Annotated in this window: 11 protein-coding genes; all 11 read left to right on the plus strand. The window is 58.4% G+C overall.

What is annotated here, in order from left to right; genetic code table 11:
• Nucleotides 1-110 precede the first annotated feature (110 nt).
• The 11 genes from ACTJLA_RS02830 (at nt 111) to ACTJLA_RS02880 (ending at nt 17049) form a co-directional block, all read left to right on the plus strand.
• On the plus strand, nt 111-824 hold the full coding sequence (locus ACTJLA_RS02830; protein WP_314547654.1) for an SIMPL domain-containing protein: 714 nt from the start codon (nt 111-113) through the stop codon (nt 822-824).
• 180 nt (nt 825-1004) lie between these two features.
• Nucleotides 1005-4349 carry a dermonecrotic toxin domain-containing protein gene (locus ACTJLA_RS02835; RefSeq protein ID WP_440840639.1) on the plus strand — a complete coding sequence of 1115 codons (3345 nt, stop codon included), beginning with the start codon at nt 1005-1007 and terminating at the stop codon, nt 4347-4349.
• 97 nt (nt 4350-4446) lie between these two features.
• Nucleotides 4447-6048 carry an ABC transporter substrate-binding protein gene (locus tag ACTJLA_RS02840; RefSeq protein ID WP_054896908.1) on the plus strand — a complete coding sequence of 534 codons (1602 nt, stop codon included), beginning with the start codon at nt 4447-4449 and terminating at the stop codon, nt 6046-6048.
• A gap of 258 nt (nt 6049-6306) precedes the next feature.
• Complete coding sequence (locus ACTJLA_RS02845; RefSeq protein WP_034126282.1) at nt 6307-7935, plus strand: ABC transporter substrate-binding protein; 1629 nt, start codon at nt 6307-6309, stop codon at nt 7933-7935.
• A 356-nt stretch (nt 7936-8291) separates the two neighbouring features.
• Nucleotides 8292-9845: an ABC transporter substrate-binding protein gene (locus ACTJLA_RS02850; RefSeq protein WP_371920470.1), complete on the plus strand. Its 1554-nt coding sequence runs from the start codon at nt 8292-8294 to the stop codon at nt 9843-9845.
• A 171-nt stretch (nt 9846-10016) separates the two neighbouring features.
• Nucleotides 10017-11411 (plus strand): OprD family outer membrane porin, encoded by a 1395-nt coding sequence (locus ACTJLA_RS02855; RefSeq protein WP_089041380.1) that lies wholly within the window; start codon nt 10017-10019, stop codon nt 11409-11411.
• An 80-nt stretch (nt 11412-11491) separates the two neighbouring features.
• Nucleotides 11492-13090 carry an ABC transporter substrate-binding protein gene (locus ACTJLA_RS02860; protein WP_034126280.1) on the plus strand — a complete coding sequence of 533 codons (1599 nt, stop codon included), beginning with the start codon at nt 11492-11494 and terminating at the stop codon, nt 13088-13090.
• Between the two features lie 76 nt (nt 13091-13166).
• On the plus strand, nt 13167-14177 hold the full coding sequence (locus tag ACTJLA_RS02865; protein WP_003171721.1) for an ABC transporter permease subunit: 1011 nt from the start codon (nt 13167-13169) through the stop codon (nt 14175-14177).
• Between the two features lie 10 nt (nt 14178-14187).
• The gene (locus ACTJLA_RS02870) at nt 14188-15099 is read left to right on the plus strand and encodes an ABC transporter permease subunit (RefSeq protein WP_003188486.1); all 912 of its coding nucleotides are present in this window, start codon (nt 14188-14190) and stop codon (nt 15097-15099) included.
• Nucleotides 15100-15109: 10 nt separating this feature from the next.
• Nucleotides 15110-16078 (plus strand): ABC transporter ATP-binding protein, encoded by a 969-nt coding sequence (locus ACTJLA_RS02875; RefSeq protein ID WP_034126279.1) that lies wholly within the window; start codon nt 15110-15112, stop codon nt 16076-16078.
• Complete coding sequence (locus ACTJLA_RS02880) at nt 16078-17049, plus strand: peptide ABC transporter ATP-binding protein (protein WP_314547646.1); 972 nt, start codon at nt 16078-16080, stop codon at nt 17047-17049. Before ACTJLA_RS02875 ends, ACTJLA_RS02880 begins: the two co-directional genes overlap by 1 nt.
• The last annotated feature ends 171 nt before the right edge of the window (nt 17050-17220 follow it).

The raw sequence follows: 17220 nt of genomic DNA on the forward strand, positions 1-17220 counted from the left end.
GCGTGAGGGTAGCGCACGCCACGCTGAAATTTATTTGTATTGGGTAAACCCGACGAACCCCAAGGCTACGTCTACAGTCTTACCGAACACGAATATCCCCAGGAGCTTCCATGTCTCGTTTCACTCGCAGTGCAGTTGTTCTCACCCTCAGCGCCAGCGCCCTGGCCAGCCTGCCGGCTATGGCCGCCGGTGCACTGAATTACAACCAGATCTCCCTGCGCGCCGAAGTCAGCCAGGAAGTGGCCCGCGACAAGATGATCGTCACCCTTTACACCGAATCGCAAAACGCCGACCCGGCCAAGCTCGCGGCCGAAATCACCACCACCCTGAACCAGGCGCTGGGCCAGGCTCGCGAAGTCAAAGGCGTGACCTTGCGCCAGGGCAGCCGCAACAGCTACCCGATCTACGACAGCAAGAACCAGAAGATCACTGGCTGGCGTGAACGTGCAGAACTGCGTATGGAAAGCGCGGACTTCCCGGCACTGTCCAAACTTACCGGCGAGCTGCTCAACACTCTGAAGATGGACAGCATGGACTTCGCCATCGCCGATGCCACGCGCAAGGCCAGCGAAGATGCGCTGCTCAAAGATGCCGTGGCTGCATTCAAGGCGCGTGCGCAACTGGCTACCGATGCACTCGGTGGCAAGGGCTACAAGATCGTCAACCTGAACTTCAACACTAATGGCTACCCGATGCCCTACGCCCGCAATGGCGGCATGATGATGAAAGCCGCCATGGCCGATTCAGCACCGACGCCTGAAGTGGAAGCCGGCACCAGCCAGGTCAACATGAGCGCCGACGGCGTGATCGAAGTTTTACAGTAACTTTTTTAGACAGGACAACGGCGCAACCCCACGGGGCTTGCGCCTTTTTTTTGCGCGTTAGCGCCACGTCATATCCAGCAGTACATCTCGCAGGAATCAAGTGCCCGGCTTCCACGACTCATTACTGCCATAGCTACCAGGGATGTGCTGGCATTTATTCATACAATGAGAGCCGAATTTATGTCCCTGTCACTCAATCCAATCCACAGGTTATCGCTGCCACTCGTAGTCGCCAAACCGACGTCGGCCATTCAAGCGCAGGCGACACCGCCCGCTGCAAAAACCGCCCACCCCGACGAAACAGCACTGCTCAAGGCCTATCTCGAGGCCGCACAACGTAAGGTGTTATACGGCAATGCCGGGCTTATAACCGTGCCGCCCCAGAGCACTCTGGGCCAGTGGCTTGGGCTGTATCGCATGCATTTGGAAAACGCCGTGGTACAAGGCTGGCTGCAGGAACAACACTTCGCCCCGGACACCTTGCTTTCAATCAACCCGTCTACAGGTACCTTGTCCGCCAAGGTCGAGGGCAAAACTAAAACCTTCCATCTCTCGGATTCATCAGGCTGGGGACAAATTTCAGGACCATTGCTGGACGCCGCAAAAGTTATCGCCCCTGGAAATAACGGTGATTTACGTGTGAGGCTGCGCAAGGACTCCATCAAGGTCAGCGCAAAAGTGGTGGCCAACTTTGAAGGTGTGCCCCTTCCCCAAAAGCTGTCACAGGCTCGAACACAAATAAGGCACCTGGAACACAAAGACACCTTCGATCCTATCCCCGCCGATGACCGCCTGCGCCCTGCCAGCAGCCGCTCGCCACAGGCGCTGCAGGTGCAAAAACACAACGCCGCCAACTACTACAGCACCGCACCACAAGCCTTGGCTTACAAGCGCATGGCAGTTGACGTCGCCGACAACCTGCCCAATACGCGGGCAGAGGCCAAAAAGTGGGCGGATGACCTGCTGCTCAAACTCACGGGCAAACCTATCGACTCCGACACCGTGTACTTGAACCGTTTCAAAGGTGGCGAAAGCGCAGACACGGCGACCGGCTGGGAACACACCTTTCAAGAACCCTGGTCTTCGCTGCGCTTGCCCGACGCCTTGCTGAAGAACTTCTCCGAGCACGACTGGGTGCCCGGCAACCTGGACCTGGAAGCGGGGCTGTATACCCAGCCTGCTGGGCAAAGCGAAAAAGACGGCTACGGCAAACACAATCAAATCGACCTCAAGCCGTCCCAAGTGATGCATGAAAGCTGGAAAACCGACTTTCAGACCCAAATGACCCAGAAGATTGACCACTTCTGGAGCACGCATAACGACGAGTATGAGACGACGATCAAAGGTGAATTCATCTTCCAGGCCCGCAAGCAATTGAAAAGCGCCGAGAGCAGACCTCCTCTTGAACGTTCCTTGCAAGCGCCCGAGCACCAGTTCACCCGTGACGACTACCGTTTGGTGATGGGTGCTGTGTCCAACCTTACGCTCGATGAAAACGCCCCGATCACCGTGGAACAACTCAAGGCCAAAGCACCGGCAAACGGCAACGTTCAAGCGCATGCCCTGAGCCTCCACGGGGTTACGTCCAGCGATATAGTGAGATTCAGCGCTGCGGACGGTGGCCGGCAAGTGCTCTATATACCGGGCGCCGAACCCGCATTCTTGCGCTTTGATTCTATTGAGAAGCTGGATCAGTGGCTGCTCGAGCAAGCCAAGGACCCTGCAAAACGCGAAGCACTGGCGGCTCACTTCCCGATGATCTATCGCCAGGACCAGACCAAGAGCTTTGCTGAACGCGCGGCAAAAGTACTGATGCCCATTCTGTGGTTCACCCATGTGGGCGAAAAGAAGGATGGCCTGGACACCCTCTTGGCGAAAATGGCCAGTGGTGAGTTGAAGGGTTCAGCGATTGACCGCAGCCACGCTTCCATTAAAGACGACGTTTTTTCTACATTGGCGACGGCCGCCAAAGAGCGGATGAACAGTGACGCCGATGTAGTCATCAAGTCCGACAGCGAGGTGATTCGCGATACGTGGCTGAACGACATCACCGTAGCCGCCGGCCTGCTGGTCAAACTCGCGCCCATCGCCGCGCCCGTAGCCGCCGCAGCGGTGGCGGCCGGGTTGACCGAGGTGGCGCTAGGGGCAGAAAAAACCTCGTCTGGCGACACCGTGACAGAGCGGGATGAGGGCGCCTCCAAAGCGTTCGATGGCTTACTCAATACAGTGTTTTCCTACGGTGCCAGTGCTGTGCCGGAAGACCCTTTTGCACTGCCCGCAGAAAAAGAACTGCCGCGCCTTAAGCCCCAGCCTCTCCCCAGGGCAAACGCTCGCGAACCACAACCTGGGACGTCCACAGGCACCCCTGTGGTTAGCGACTCCGTTAACGCCCCACTCCCCAGATCCCGTTCACTCATTCCAATGGCGCAATATGCCGTCCCGGAGGGTGAACAGCTGATAAAGAACGCGCCTCGCGACACGTTGGGTGTTTATCGAGTAACCGACAGCCAGGGAGTGCTGCGCCAGTTAGTGCGCCTTACCGACGAGTCGGGGGCGAGCAAGGTATTTGAGATATCGGGGCGTTACCGGACCGGTGATGCATTTGCCAGAGTCATCAACCCCGATAACGGCGCGGGGCTGATGGTCATCACACCCGGGCGTAACGGAGAGTGGGCGCGGGCACCGGGTGATGGCGGGATAAAATGGCCGTGGCCGTGGCAACGTCCTGAGTCCCCGACACCCAGTAACGATTTAAAAACGCCCGCACATGTATCGGATAATTTTATTGAGTTAGACGGCACCAAAATGAAAGGCGCTGACCTATTCGACAAGTATTTCAACGTTGAAGAGCAAGCGAACTATAAATATGGCGTCACTTTCAGGGAAAATAACGGTATTTTAGAAAATCGTCCTGTCTTTTCCTGGACAGCAGACAGCGCGGATTTCACCGTACTTGCATCGGAAACAGCCTCCCCCTCCTCGTTTGGTAGCAGCAATTACTCCGAATACTTTATCAAAGACATCGACCGAGACCCTTACACAATAAGACGCCCTGGCCTGGAGAACGTTGAGATCAACATACCCCGGCGGCTAGCAGGAATGACCATCCCAGATAACTTAGAAGGGTCAATTCGTGAGGGTCTGGTAAGGGACGGGATCGATACATTTGAGCGCACCGTGCCCAATCCTGACATGCGAGCGGCAATTTCAGAGGTTGCTCATCAAGGTTCTTCCGCTCCTGCGTGGTTTGAATTGCAACCTCCGCGAGTGAAAGACGGCTATAGCAGCAGCGTTGGCGACCGGCAGTACTTCATCGACTACAACCCTCTAAAAAATGAGACCGAGGTCACAATAGTCACCCAATGGCACCTGAAATATGATGTTAGAGGTGAGTCCACCCTCGTCGATGACGTGAACATAACAGCCACTCGGACTTTCACCCTTCGTGAAAGTAATGAAATAGACGGCCCGCCCGTTACAATCGATAAGTCGGCTCCCACCCGTATAGTGGTATCCCCCGCATAAAGGTATCCCCTACCTAAGCCAGCTGAACGGCGGTAACCTCGGTGACCGCCGTTTTTGTTTGGGCTGCTTTAAGATGCCCGCCGCCTCAGGGGTCTCCATGGAAAAAATCGCCGTCAAGCCACTGCTCCTCGCCGCAAGCCTTCTGGCCTTTATACCAATGACCCAGGCAGCCACCACCCTGGTCTACTGCTCCGAAGCCAGCCCCGCCGGCTTCGACCCCAGCCAGTACACCAGCGGCACCGATTTCGATGCGTCCGCCGAAACCGTGTTCAACCGCCTGACCCAGTTCAAGCGCGGCGGTACCGAAGTCGAACCTGGCCTGGCCACCAGTTGGGATGTTTCCAAGGATGGCCTGACCTACACCTTTCACCTGCGTGAAGGCGTCAAGTTCCATACCACCGACTTCTTCACCCCGACTCGTGACTTCAACGCCGATGACGTGCTGTTCACTTTTAATCGCCTGCTCGATGCCGACAGCCCGTTTCGCAAGGCCTACCCCTCAGAGTCGCCCTACTTCACCGACATGGGCTTGAACACCACGATCAAGAACGTCGAAAAACTCGACGAGCGCAGCGTGCGGTTCAACCTGAACACGGTCGATGCTTCGTTCGTGCAAAACCTGGCCATGAGCTTCGCCTCTGTGCAATCGGCCGAATACGCCACCCAATTGTTGAAACAAGGCAAGGCGGAGCAGATCAACCAGCAACCGGTCGGCACCGGGCCGTTTGTGTTCAAGCGCTACCAGAAAGACTCACAGATCCGTTATGTGGCCAATAAACAGTATTGGAAGCCCGAGGATGTGAAGCTCGATAACCTGGTGTTCGCCATCACCCCGGACGCCGCCGCGCGCCTGCAGAAACTCAAGGCGGGCGAATGCCAGGTCAGCGGTTACCCGCGCCCCGCCGATATCGAGGTGATGAAGCAAGACCCCAACCTGCGCGTACTGCAACAAGCGGGCTTCAACCTGGGCTTCCTGGCCTATAACGTGACTCACCCGCCGCTGGATCAACTCAAGGTTCGCCAGGCACTGGACATGGCCATCGACAAGCCCGCAATCATAAAGGCCGTGTACCAGGGCGCCGGGCAATTGGCGCAGAACGCACTACCTCCCGCGCAGTGGTCTTATGACCCGAAAATCCAGGACGCCCCCTACGACCCGACCAAGGCAAGGTTGCTACTAAAAGAAGCAGGGGTTGCACCAGGTACCACCATCAACCTGTGGGCAATGACCGTACAACGCGCCTCAAATCCGAATGCGCGGATGTCGGCACAAATGATTCAACAAGATTGGGCCAAGGTCGGCATCAAGGCCAACATCGTCAGCTATGAGTGGGGCGAATACATCAAGCGCGCCAAAAATGGCGAACACGATGCAATGATTTATGGCTGGACCGGCGACAACGGCGACCCCGATAACTGGCTGGGCGTGCTCTACAGTTGTGCTGCGGTCAAGGGCAGCAACTACGCCAAATGGTGTAACCCGGCGTATGACAAGCTGGTGCAGCAAGCCAAGGTCAGCAGCGACCGCGAGCAGCGCATCAAGTGGTATCAACAGGCACAGAAAATCCTTAAGGAACAAGTACCTATAACGCCTATTGCGAACTCGACGGTTTTCCAGCCTATGCGCAAGCAAGTGCGTGACTTCAAGATCAGCCCGTTTGGGCTAACGCCGTTCTACGGTGTGGGTCTAGATAAGTAACAGCCGCGCCCCAACCGAGTGCGCTAGACGCCTCGGCTGGGCTTTTTTGGTGCGCCATTTGCACCGAAAAAACCCTCCAAACAGGCACTTTTGTGTCGAAACTTTCATAATTGCGACATTCCTGTACGTTCGTACCACAGTTTTCCCTTTGCAACCGCTCTGCATCTTGCATTGGGTATGGCGCCTGCATAAGTATCCGCAGGCCGACTCACGAGGTCGCCCTCACCACCAAAAATGACAACAAATCATGAGGCCAACATGCTTAAACACGCAGTCCTTCCGTTATTAGTGAGCGCTGGCCTTATGGCCGCAGCCCCCGTAGCCCTTGCGGCAACTAACCTGGTGTTCTGCTCCGAAGGGAGCCCGGCCGGTTTTGATCCAGGCCAGTACACCACCGGAACAGACTTCGATGCCTCGGCCGAAACCATGTTCAACCGCCTGAGCCAGTTCGAACGTGGCGGCACCGCCGTCGTTCCTGGCCTGGCCACTAGCTGGGACGTGTCCCCGGATGGCCTGACGTACACCTTCCACCTTCGCGAAGGCGTCAAGTTCCATACCACCCCGTATTTCAAGCCAACTCGTGAATTTTCGGCTGACGACGTACTGTTTACCTTCAACCGGATGATCAATAAAGACGATCCATTCCGTAAGGCCTACCCCACCGAGTTCCCGTACTTCACGGACATGGGGATGGACACCAACATCAAGAACATCGAAAAAATCGATGACCACACCGTCAAGTTCACCCTTGGCACCGTGGACGCCGCGTTCATCCAGAACCTGGCCATGAGCTTCGCCTCGATCCAGTCCGCCGAATACGCTGCGCAGTTGTTGAAGGAAGGCAAGCCTGCCGACATCAACCAGAAGCCGGTCGGCACTGGCCCGTTCGTGTTCAAGAGCTACCAGAAAGACTCGAACATTCGCTACACCGGCAACAAGGACTACTGGAAACCTGAAGACGTGAAGATCGATAACCTGATCTTCGCTATCACCACCGACCCGTCGGTGCGTATCCAGAAACTCAAGAAAAACGAATGCCAGATCACCCTGTTCCCACGTCCGGCCGACCTCAAGGCGCTGGGTGAGGACAAGGACCTGAAACTGCCGCACCAGGCCGGTTTCAACCTGGGCTACATCGCCTATAACGTCATGCCTGTACTCAAGGGCCAGACCGCCGCGAACCCGCTGGCTGACCTGCGCGTCCGTGAAGCCCTGGACATGTCGGTGAACAAGCAGCAGATCATCGACTCCGTGTACCAGGGTGCCGGCCAACTGGCGGTCAACGCCATGCCGCCGACCCAGTGGTCCTATGACACCACCATCAAGGATGCCAAGTACGATCCTGCCAAGGCCAAGGAATTGCTCAAGGCCGCTGGCGTCAAGGAAGGCACCGAGATCACCCTGTGGGCCATGCCGGTCCAGCGCCCCTACAACCCCAACGCCAAATTGATGGCCGAGATGCTGCAGAACGACTGGAAACAGATCGGCCTGAAGGTCAACATCGTCAGCTACGAGTGGGGCGAGTACATCAAGCGCTCCAAAGGCGGCGAGAACCAGGCCATGATCATTGGCTGGAGCGGCGACAATGGTGACCCGGACAACTGGCTGAACGTGCTGTTCGGCTGCGACTCGCTGTCGGGCAACAACTTCTCCAAATGGTGCGACAAGAAATTCGACGGCATCGTTAAAGAAGCCAAGGCCACATCGGATGTCGCCAAACGCACCGAGCTGTATAAGCAGGCGCAACATATCCTCAAAGATGCAGTCCCGATGACACCTATCGCGCACTCGACGGTGTATCAACCCATGCGTAATACCGTGCAGGATTTCAAGATCAGCCCGTTTGGCTTGAACTCCTTCTACGGCGTTAGCGTCAGCGGCAAGTAAGGATCAATAACGGCGACGTTTCATAACGTCGCCGTTATTCCATCCGCCTGGACCTTCGGAAACAGACTACGTTTGCAAGCGTTGCCGTCTTACAGCAATGAACTGCGACCCGTGCCTCCGTTGCCTACAAGGTCAGTCAGAATTGACGCATTTACTGCAAGGTCAGCGCCCCATAAGGTCGTAGGACAGCAGAGGCATCACTCTGGGAAGGGCACTTGCTGTGTGTGGGATCAGTGAGGTCTGCCTGGCTGCACGCCAGCAGGTAGGCTCGCTGTTGATAACTACAAACAAGGACCGGGATCGTCATGCGCCATACCACCGTTGTATCCGCTCTGTTTGCCACCAGCCTGCTGGCCATGGCCACCATGGGCCAAGCCGCCGAGAAAAAGAGCCTGGTGTTCTGCTCCGAAGGCAGCCCGGCAGGGTTTGACACTGCGCAATACACCACCGCTACCGATAACGATGCGGCGGAGCCTTTGTATAACCGTTTGGTGGAGTTCGAAAAAGGCGCGACCGACGTCGTCCCTGGGCTGGCAACCAAGTGGGATATTTCCCCGGATGGCCTGACCTACACCTTCCACCTACGTGAAGGGGTGAAGTTCCACAGCAACAAGGAATTCAAGCCGACACGGGACTTCAACGCCGACGACGTGCTGTTCACCTTCAACCGCATGCTTGACCCCGAGCACCCGTTCCGCAAGGCCTACCCCACCGAGTTTCCGTACTTCAACGGGATGAGCCTGAACAAGAACATCGCCAAGGTCGAGAAAACCGACCCGTACACCGTGGTGATGACGCTGAACACGGTCGACGCCGCGTTCGTGCAGAACATCGCCATGAGCTTTGCCGCGATCCTTTCGGCGGAATACGCCGAGCAGTTGCTCAAGCAAGGCCGGCCCAGCGACATCAACCAGAAGCCGATCGGCACTGGCCCGTTCGTGTTCCAGCGCTATCAGAAAGACTCGCAGATCCGCTACGTGGGCAACAAGCAGTACTGGGACCCGAGCCGCGTCAAGCTGGACCAACTGATCTTCGCCATCAACACCGACGCCTCGGTACGCGTACAGAAGCTCAAGGCCGGCGAATGCCAGGTGACCTTGCATCCACGCCCTGCCGATGTCGAGGCCCTCAAGGCCGACCCGAACCTGCAACTGCTGACCAAGCCGGGCTTTAACCTGGGCTATATCTCCTACAACGTGCGCCACAAGCCATTCGATCAGCTTGAAGTACGCCAGGCGCTGGACATGGCGGTGAACAAGCAGAGCATCCTCAATGCTGTGTACCAGGGCGCCGGGCAACTGGCGGTCAACGCCATGCCGCCGACGCAGTGGTCCTACGACGACAGCATCAAGGACGCCGCCTACGACCCGGAAAAAGCCAAGCAGTTGCTCAAGGCCGCCGGGGTCAAGGAAGGCACCGAGATCACCTTGTGGGCCATGCCAGTGCAACGCCCGTACAACCCCAACGCCAAGCTGATGGCGGAAATGCTGCAGAACGACTGGGCCAAGATCGGCCTCAAGGTCAAGATCGTCAGCTATGAATGGGGTGAGTACATCAAGCGCACCAAGAACGGTGAGCACGATGTCAGCCTGATCGGTTGGACCGGCGACAACGGTGACCCGGACAACTGGCTCGGCACCCTCTACAGCTGCGACGCCATCGGCGGGAACAACTACTCCATGTGGTGCGACCCGGCGTACGACAAGCTGATCAAGCAAGCCAAGGTCGTGACCGACCGCGAACAAAGGACTGTTCTGTACAAACAGGCGCAGCAATTGCTCAAGCAGCAGGTGCCGATCACGCCCATCGCCCACTCGACGGTCAATCAGCCGTTAAGCGCCAAAGTCGAAGGCTTCAAGGTAAGCCCCTTCGGCCGCAACGTGTTCTCGGGCGTCAGCATCAACCCATAAGAAAATAACCGGATGGCGGGGAGCGAAATACGCTCCCCGGCAAACGTGCAGGCTTTTGTTGGGAAATTTCCTACGCCAAACGTTTGCAATAGCTTGAACGAGTTCCACACCCAATAGCCGGATCACCCAAAAAGACCGGCATTAAAAAAGAGAACCAAAGGAGCTTCACCCATGAAACTGAGCAGCAAAGCGCTTCTGGCCTTGGCCATCAGCAGCATCACGGCCACCGCCTACGCTGAAACGCAAAGCCAGGACTTCGTTCCTACCACCCTGGCCGGCACCAGCGCCCAAAGCGAGGCCAAAGGCTTTATCGAAGATTTCAGCCTGGGCGGCACCACTCGTAACTGGTACTCCCATGAAAGCAAATACCGTGGGGGCACCTTCTCGTACCAGAAGCACGGCCAGACCCTGACCGATCGCAACCGTACCAACTGGGTGCAGGGCACCATCCTCAACGCCAGCTCGGGTTTCACCCAGGGCACCGTAGGGGTCAAGACTGAAGTGGCGGTGTACAACGCCCTGGTGCTGGATCGCAGCAAGCGTGATATCAAAGGCGGCTCCAACCGTACCCTGGCCGACTCCAACGGTGACGCCGTAGACCAGTGGAGCAAACTGGGCCTGGCCAACGTGCAATTCCGCGTGTCCAACACCACACTGACCGCCGGTCGCCAGAACTTCAGCAGCGGCATCGTCGACACCATCGGCAACCGTGCTCTGCCTTCGAGCTTCCAGGGTGTGAGCTTCAACAGCGAAGAATTCAGCAACCTGTCGTTCCAGGGCGGCGTGTTCGACCGCGTTTCGCCACGTAGCGAGCAGAGCCTGTCGAAATTCCGTAGCGAATACGGCAATGGCGCAGAAACCGACAAAGTGTCGACCCTGGGTGTGAACTACCAGCCGCTGAAAAGCCTGAAAACCAGCTTCTTCGCCGCCAACGTGAAGGACTTCTGGAACCAGTACTACTTCGGCGCCACCCACGAGCTGGGCGACGCGCAGCAGTTGGGCCTGACCACCGGCTTCAACTACTACAAGACTGTCGATGAAGGCAAAAAAGAGATGGGGGAAATCGACAACGATACCTTCTCCCTCTCCCTGGGCCTGACTCACCAGGCACACAGCCTGACCTTCGGCTACCAGCAAGTGAACGGTAACGAGTACTTCGACTACCTGCACGAAACCAACGGTATCTACCTGGCCAACTCCCTGACGTCTGACTTCAACGGCCCGAACGAGAAATCCTTCCAGATCGCCTATGCCATCAACATGGCTGAATACGGCGTACCCGGCCTGAAGTTCAACGCTTACTCGGCACGCGGCTGGGACATCGACGGTACCCACTACACCGGCAACAATGGCCGGGCCAAGTTTGCTTATGACGGCATCCAGTCCCAGGACGGCGAGAAGCACCAGGAATACGGTGTAGGCGCCTCTTACGCGCTGCAGAGCGGCCCGCTCAAAGCCACCACCGTGCGCGCGACCTATGTTGAGCACCGTGGCAGCGAGTTCCAGTCCGACGGCAGCATCAAAGAGTTCCGTCTGGTCACCACCATCCCGTTCAACATCCTTTAATTAGCGCCAGGCAGGCGGCGAGCTCAGGACGAGCCCGCCGCCTACGCTTTTCTGGCTCCATCGATTGCAGAGGGCTCTGAATGAAAATGCTCCCACTACAAGCCGCCATGGCCGCTGCGCTGTTGAGCGTGGCGATCGGCGTTTCGGCCAAACCGCTGGTGGTCTGCACCGAAGCCAGCCCGGAAGGTTTCGACCCGGTCCTGTACACCACTGCTGTGACTGCTGACGCCGCCGCTGAAACCATGTTCAACCGCCTGGTGGACTTCAAGCCCGGCACCACTGAAGTGGTCCCTGCCCTGGCCAAAGACCTGCCGGAAATCAGCGCCGATGGCCTGACCTACACCTTCCATCTGCGTGACGACATCAAGTTCCACACCACCGACTATTTCAAACCCACGCGCAACCTGAATGCCGATGATGTGCTTTGGAGCTTCCAGCGCCAGCTGGACCCGAATCACCCGTGGCATAACAAGTCCCTCGTGGGCTACCCGTACTTCGAAAGCATGGGGTTCAAGGAACTGCTCAAGAGCGTAGAAAAGACCGACGATCACACCGTCGTCTTTACCTTGACCCGTCCGGAAGCTCCGTTTCTGGCCGACCTGGGTATGGCATTCTCTTCAATCCACTCGAAGGAATACGCCGACCAGTTGCTCAAGTCCGGTAAAACTGAAGACCTCAACGCCAAGCCTATCGGCACTGGCCCATTCGTCTTCAATCGTTATCAGAAAGATGCCCAGGCGCGCTTCAAGGCCAACCCGGACTACTTCCGCGGCAAGCCGGCGGTCGACCCGCTGATTCTGGCGATCACCACCGATAACAACGTGCGCCTGCAAAAGCTCAAGGCCAACGAATGTCAGATCGCGTTGTTCCCCAAGCCGGATGACATTCCAAGCATCAAGAAAGACCCGAACCTGAAGGTCGATGAACTGGCGGCGATGACCACCAGCTACACCGCATTGAACACCACTCGCAAATACATGAGCGATGCCCGAGTACGTCACGCGATCAACATCGCGTTCGACAAGGCCGGTTATACCGAAGCGCTGTTCGGCAAGGGCAATGCAGTCGTGGGCACCGGCCCGTATCCGCCGACCTTGCTGGGTTTCAGTGAAAAGCTGAAAAACCCACCGCGCGACCTGGATAAGGCGCGCGCCCTGCTCAAGGAAGCCGGCGTGCCGGAAGGCACCGAGTTCACGCTGTTCACCCGTAACGGCGGCGGCCCGACAAACCCTAACCCGATGCTCGGCGCCCAGCGTATGCAGGCGGATCTGGCGCAGGTTGGCCTGAAGGTCAATATCAAAGTCATGGAATGGGGCGAAATGCTCAAACGCGCTAAAAACGGCGAGCACGACATGGTGTCGGCAGGCTGGGTCGGTGATAACGGCGACCCGGATAACTTCCTCACCCCGAACCTGAGTTGCGATGCGGCGAAAAACGGCGAAAACTACGCGCGCTGGTGTAACAAAGAGTTTCAGGACTTGATCGACAAGGCTCGTGCGGAAAAGGAACCGGCCTTACGGGCTGCGCTCTATGAACAAGCACAAGATGTCTTCGAGAAGGACCAGCCATGGCTTCCAATGGCTTACCCGAAACTGTTCACCGCCATGCGCAAGAACGTAGAAGGCTTCATCCAAAGCCCTCTGGGTACAAATAACTTCGCCACCACCCAGGTGAAGTAAATAAGAAAAACGCTCGGCACCGTCGACACTGACGGTGCCGGACCTGCCTAACCGGCTGATTGAGGTACACACCAAGATGTTTAGTTTTATTGCCCGCCGACTGGGGTTATTGATCCCCACGTTCTTCGGCATCACGTTGCTGACCTTTGCGTTGATTCGCATGATTCCAGGCGACCCCGTAGAAGTCATGATGGGCGAGCGACGGGTTGACCCCGAAATGCACGCACAGGCAATGGAGCGCCTTGGCCTTAACAAGCCGCTGTATGCGCAATACCTGGACTATGTCGGCAAGCTCGCCCAGGGCGACCTTGGCGAATCGCTGCGCACACGCACCAGCGTGTGGACCGAATTCACCGCTCTCTTCCCCGCGACCCTGGAGCTGTCCATGGCCGCGCTGTTGTTCGCCGGTATCCTGGGCCTGTTGGCCGGGGTGATCGCGGCACTCAAGCGAGGATCCCTGTTCGACCATGGGGTGATGGGCATCTCCCTGGCGGGGTATTCGATGCCGATCTTCTGGTGGGGCCTGATCCTGATCATGTTCTTCTCGGTAAGCCTGGGCTGGACCCCGGTATCCGGGCGTATCGACCTGCTCTATGACATCGAGCCGCGCACCGGCTTCATGCTGATAGACACCCTGCTGGCCGACGAGCCGGACGCGTTCTGGGATGCATTGCACCACCTGATCCTGCCGGCCATCGTGCTCGGCACCATCCCGCTGGCGGTGATCGCGCGCATGACCCGTTCGTCGATGCTCGAAGTGCTGCGTGAGGACTACATCCGTACCGCCAAGGCCAAGGGCCTGTCGCCAGCCCGCGTGGTGTTCGTGCACGGCCTGCGTAACGCACTGATCCCGGTGCTCACCGTGGTCGGCCTGCAAGTCGGCACGCTGCTGGCCGGTGCGGTACTGACCGAAACCATCTTCTCGTGGCCCGGCATCGGCAAATGGCTGATCGAAGCCATTGGCGCGCGGGACTACCCGGTGGTGCAGAACGGCATTCTGCTGATCGCCTGCCTGGTGATCCTGGTGAACTTCGTGGTGGATATCCTCTACGGCTTCGCCAACCCACGCATCCGTCACCAGCGCTGAGATCATGACCATGACCACACCTACTCAAGTGTCAGCAGTCGATCAGAGCCTGCTGTACCCGTCCCCGTACAAAGAATTCTGGCAAGCCTTCTCCAAGAACAAAGGCGCGGTCGCCGGCCTGCTGTTCATGTTGCTGATCGTGTTCTGCGCGATCTTCGCCCCGTGGGTTGCACCGCATAACCCCAGCGAGCAATACCGTGACTTCCTGCTCACACCACCGGCGTGGTTGGAGGGCGGGCAAATGCAATTTCTGCTGGGCACCGACGAACTGGGCCGTGACTTGCTCTCGCGCCTGATCCAGGGCTCGCGTCTATCGTTGCTGATCGGTTTGTCGTCGGTGGTGATGTCGCTGATCCCGGGTATCCTGCTGGGCCTGTTCGCCGGGTTCTTCCCGCGCTTGCTCGGCCCAACCATCATGCGTCTGATGGACATCATGCTGGCCCTGCCATCGCTGCTGCTGGCCGTGGCGATTGTCGCCATCCTCGGCCCTGGCCTGATCAACACTGTGATCGCCATCGCCATCGTGTCGTTGCCATCCTATGTGCGCCTGACCCGCGCCGCCGTGATGGGCGAACTGAACCGCGACTACGTGACTGCCGCCCGCCTCGCTGGCGCCGGCCTGCCACGCCTGATGTTCATCACCGTGCTGCCTAACTGCATGGCGCCGCTGATCGTACAAGCGACCTTGAGCTTTTCCTCGGCGATTCTCGATGCCGCGGCCCTGGGCTTCCTCGGCCTTGGCGTACAACCGCCAACCCCTGAGTGGGGCACCATGCTGGCTTCGGCCCGAGACTACATCGAACGCGCCTGGTGGGTCGTGAGCCTGCCTGGCTTGACCATTTTGCTCAGCGTGCTGGCAATCAACTTGATGGGTGACGGCCTGCGCGATGCGCTGGACCCGAAACTCAAGAACGCCGCCTGAGGAGATTCCCATGTCACTGTTAGAAATCAAGAATCTCAACGTGCGCTTCGGCGACAAGACCGCCGTGCCGGTGGTCGATGGCCTCGACATTTCCGTCGACAAAGGCGAAGTCCTGGCGATCGTTGGCGAGTCGGGTTCGGGTAAATCCGTGACCATGATGGCGCTGATGGGCCTGATCGAGCATCCCGGCATCGTTACCGCCGATGCGCTGAACTTCGACGGCAAGGACATGCTCAAGTTGAGCAACCGCCAGCGCCGCCAGATTGTCGGCAAAGACCTGGCGATGGTGTTCCAGGACCCGATGACCGCGTTGAACCCCAGCTACACCGTGGGTTTTCAGATCGAAGAAGTGCTGCGCCTGCATTTGAAAATGTCCGGCAAACAAGCACGCAAACGCGCCATCGAGCTGCTGGAAAAGGTCGAGATCCCAGGCGCTGCCAGCCGTATGGATGCCTACCCGCACCAATTGTCCGGCGGTATGAGCCAACGCGTGGCAATCGCCATGGCGATTGCCGGCGAGCCCAAGTTGCTGATCGCCGATGAGCCGACCACTGCGTTGGACGTGACCATCCAGGCGCAGATCATGGAACTGCTGCTGGCCCTGCAAAAAGAGCAGAACATGGGTCTGGTGCTGATCACTCACGACCTCGCGGTGGTTGCCGAAACCGCCCAGCGCGTGTGCGTGATGTACGCAGGCCAGGCGGTGGAAGTCGGCCAGGTGCCGCAGCTGTTCGACATTCCGGCACACCCGTACAGCGAAGCGTTGCTCAAGGCCATTCCCGAGCACAGCCTCGGCGCAACGCGCCTGGCCACGTTGCCGGGCATCGTGCCCGGCCGCTACGACCGTCCGCAGGGTTGCCTGCTGTCGCCGCGCTGCCCGTACGTGCAGGACTCCTGCCGCGCCCAGCGGCCGGGCCTTGATCCGAAAAGCCACAGCCTTGCCCGCTGCTTCTACCCGCTGAACCAGGAGGTGGCGTAATGGCCGTCGTACTTACCGCCCGCGACCTCACCCGTCACTACGAAGTGTCCCGCGGCCTGTTCAAGGGTCATGCCACCGTGCGTGCCCTCAATGGTGTGTCTTTTGAGCTGGAAGCCGGCAAAACCCTCGCCGTGGTAGGCGAGTCGGGCTGTGGCAAATCCACCCTGGCCCGCGCCCTCACGCTGATTGAAGAGCCCTCGTCGGGCTCGTTGAAAATCGCCGGGCAAGAAGTGGCCGGCGCCGACAAGGCCCAGCGCAAGCAATTGCGCAAAGACGTGCAGATGGTGTTCCAGAGCCCCTATGCCTCGCTGAACCCACGCCAGAAAGTCGGTGATCAACTGGCCGAACCGCTGCTGATCAACACCAACCTGTCCGCCGCCGAACGCCGCGAGAAAGTGCAGGCGATGATGAAGCAAGTGGGCCTGCGCCCTGAGCATTATCAGCGCTACCCGCACATGTTCTCCGGCGGCCAGCGCCAGCGCATCGCGTTGGCCCGCGCCATGATGCTGCAACCCAAAGTGCTGGTGGCGGACGAACCGACCTCGGCGCTGGACGTGTCGATCCAGGCGCAGGTGCTCAACCTGTTCATGGATTTGCAGCAGGAATTCAACACCGCCTACGTGTTCATCTCCCACAACCTGGCGGTGGTGCAGCACGTGGCTGACGATGTGATGGTGATGTACCTCGGCCGCCCAGTGGAAGTGGGCCCCAAGGAAGACATCTACGCACGCCCGCTGCACCCTTACACCCAGGCGCTGCTGTCGGCCACGCCGACCATTCACCCAGACCCGAGCAAGCCGAAGATCAAGATCGTCGGCGAACTGCCCAACCCACTGAACCCGCCGCCTGGCTGCGCGTTCCACAAGCGTTGCCCGTATGCGACGGCGCGTTGCAGCAGTGAAGAGCCGCTGTTGCGTCCTTTGGATAACCGGCAGGTGGCTTGCCACTACGCGGAGCAATTCGTGGTCTGAAGCAACACAACCTCGCTCCTAAAGGGGCCGCGGTTTCAATGAGTTCCATCGCCCTTCCCGCCAGATTGCGCATCAGTCTGGCCGGAGGGGCTTTTTTTGCGCGTTTGTAACAAAGAACATACCGATTAAACCTCGCCCTTCACAGCCGCCAGCCTTGAAAACATTGAGCCA

The sequence above is a fragment of the Pseudomonas sp. 22072 genome (assembly GCF_052046095.1).
Taxonomy (GTDB): domain Bacteria; phylum Pseudomonadota; class Gammaproteobacteria; order Pseudomonadales; family Pseudomonadaceae; genus Aquipseudomonas; species Aquipseudomonas paracarnis.

What these genes read in the sequence shown, in the direction of transcription:
- ACTJLA_RS02855 (WP_089041380.1), top strand. Translation starts at nt 10,017, where the DNA reads ATGAAACTGAGCAGCAAAGCGCTTCTGGCCTTGGCCATCAGCAGCATC.
- ACTJLA_RS02830 (WP_314547654.1), top strand. Translation starts at nt 111, where the DNA reads ATGTCTCGTTTCACTCGCAGTGCAGTTGTTCTCACCCTCAGCGCCAGC.
- ACTJLA_RS02860 (WP_034126280.1), top strand. Translation starts at nt 11,492, where the DNA reads ATGAAAATGCTCCCACTACAAGCCGCCATGGCCGCTGCGCTGTTGAGC.
- ACTJLA_RS02870 (WP_003188486.1), top strand. Translation starts at nt 14,188, where the DNA reads ATGACCACACCTACTCAAGTGTCAGCAGTCGATCAGAGCCTGCTGTAC.
- ACTJLA_RS02845 (WP_034126282.1), top strand. Translation starts at nt 6,307, where the DNA reads ATGCTTAAACACGCAGTCCTTCCGTTATTAGTGAGCGCTGGCCTTATG.
- ACTJLA_RS02865 (WP_003171721.1), top strand. Translation starts at nt 13,167, where the DNA reads ATGTTTAGTTTTATTGCCCGCCGACTGGGGTTATTGATCCCCACGTTC.
- ACTJLA_RS02840 (WP_054896908.1), top strand. Translation starts at nt 4,447, where the DNA reads ATGGAAAAAATCGCCGTCAAGCCACTGCTCCTCGCCGCAAGCCTTCTG.
- ACTJLA_RS02880 (WP_314547646.1), top strand. Translation starts at nt 16,078, where the DNA reads ATGGCCGTCGTACTTACCGCCCGCGACCTCACCCGTCACTACGAAGTG.
- ACTJLA_RS02875 (WP_034126279.1), top strand. Translation starts at nt 15,110, where the DNA reads ATGTCACTGTTAGAAATCAAGAATCTCAACGTGCGCTTCGGCGACAAG.
- ACTJLA_RS02850 (WP_371920470.1), top strand. Translation starts at nt 8,292, where the DNA reads ATGGCCACCATGGGCCAAGCCGCCGAGAAAAAGAGCCTGGTGTTCTGC.
- ACTJLA_RS02835 (WP_440840639.1), top strand. Translation starts at nt 1,005, where the DNA reads ATGTCCCTGTCACTCAATCCAATCCACAGGTTATCGCTGCCACTCGTA.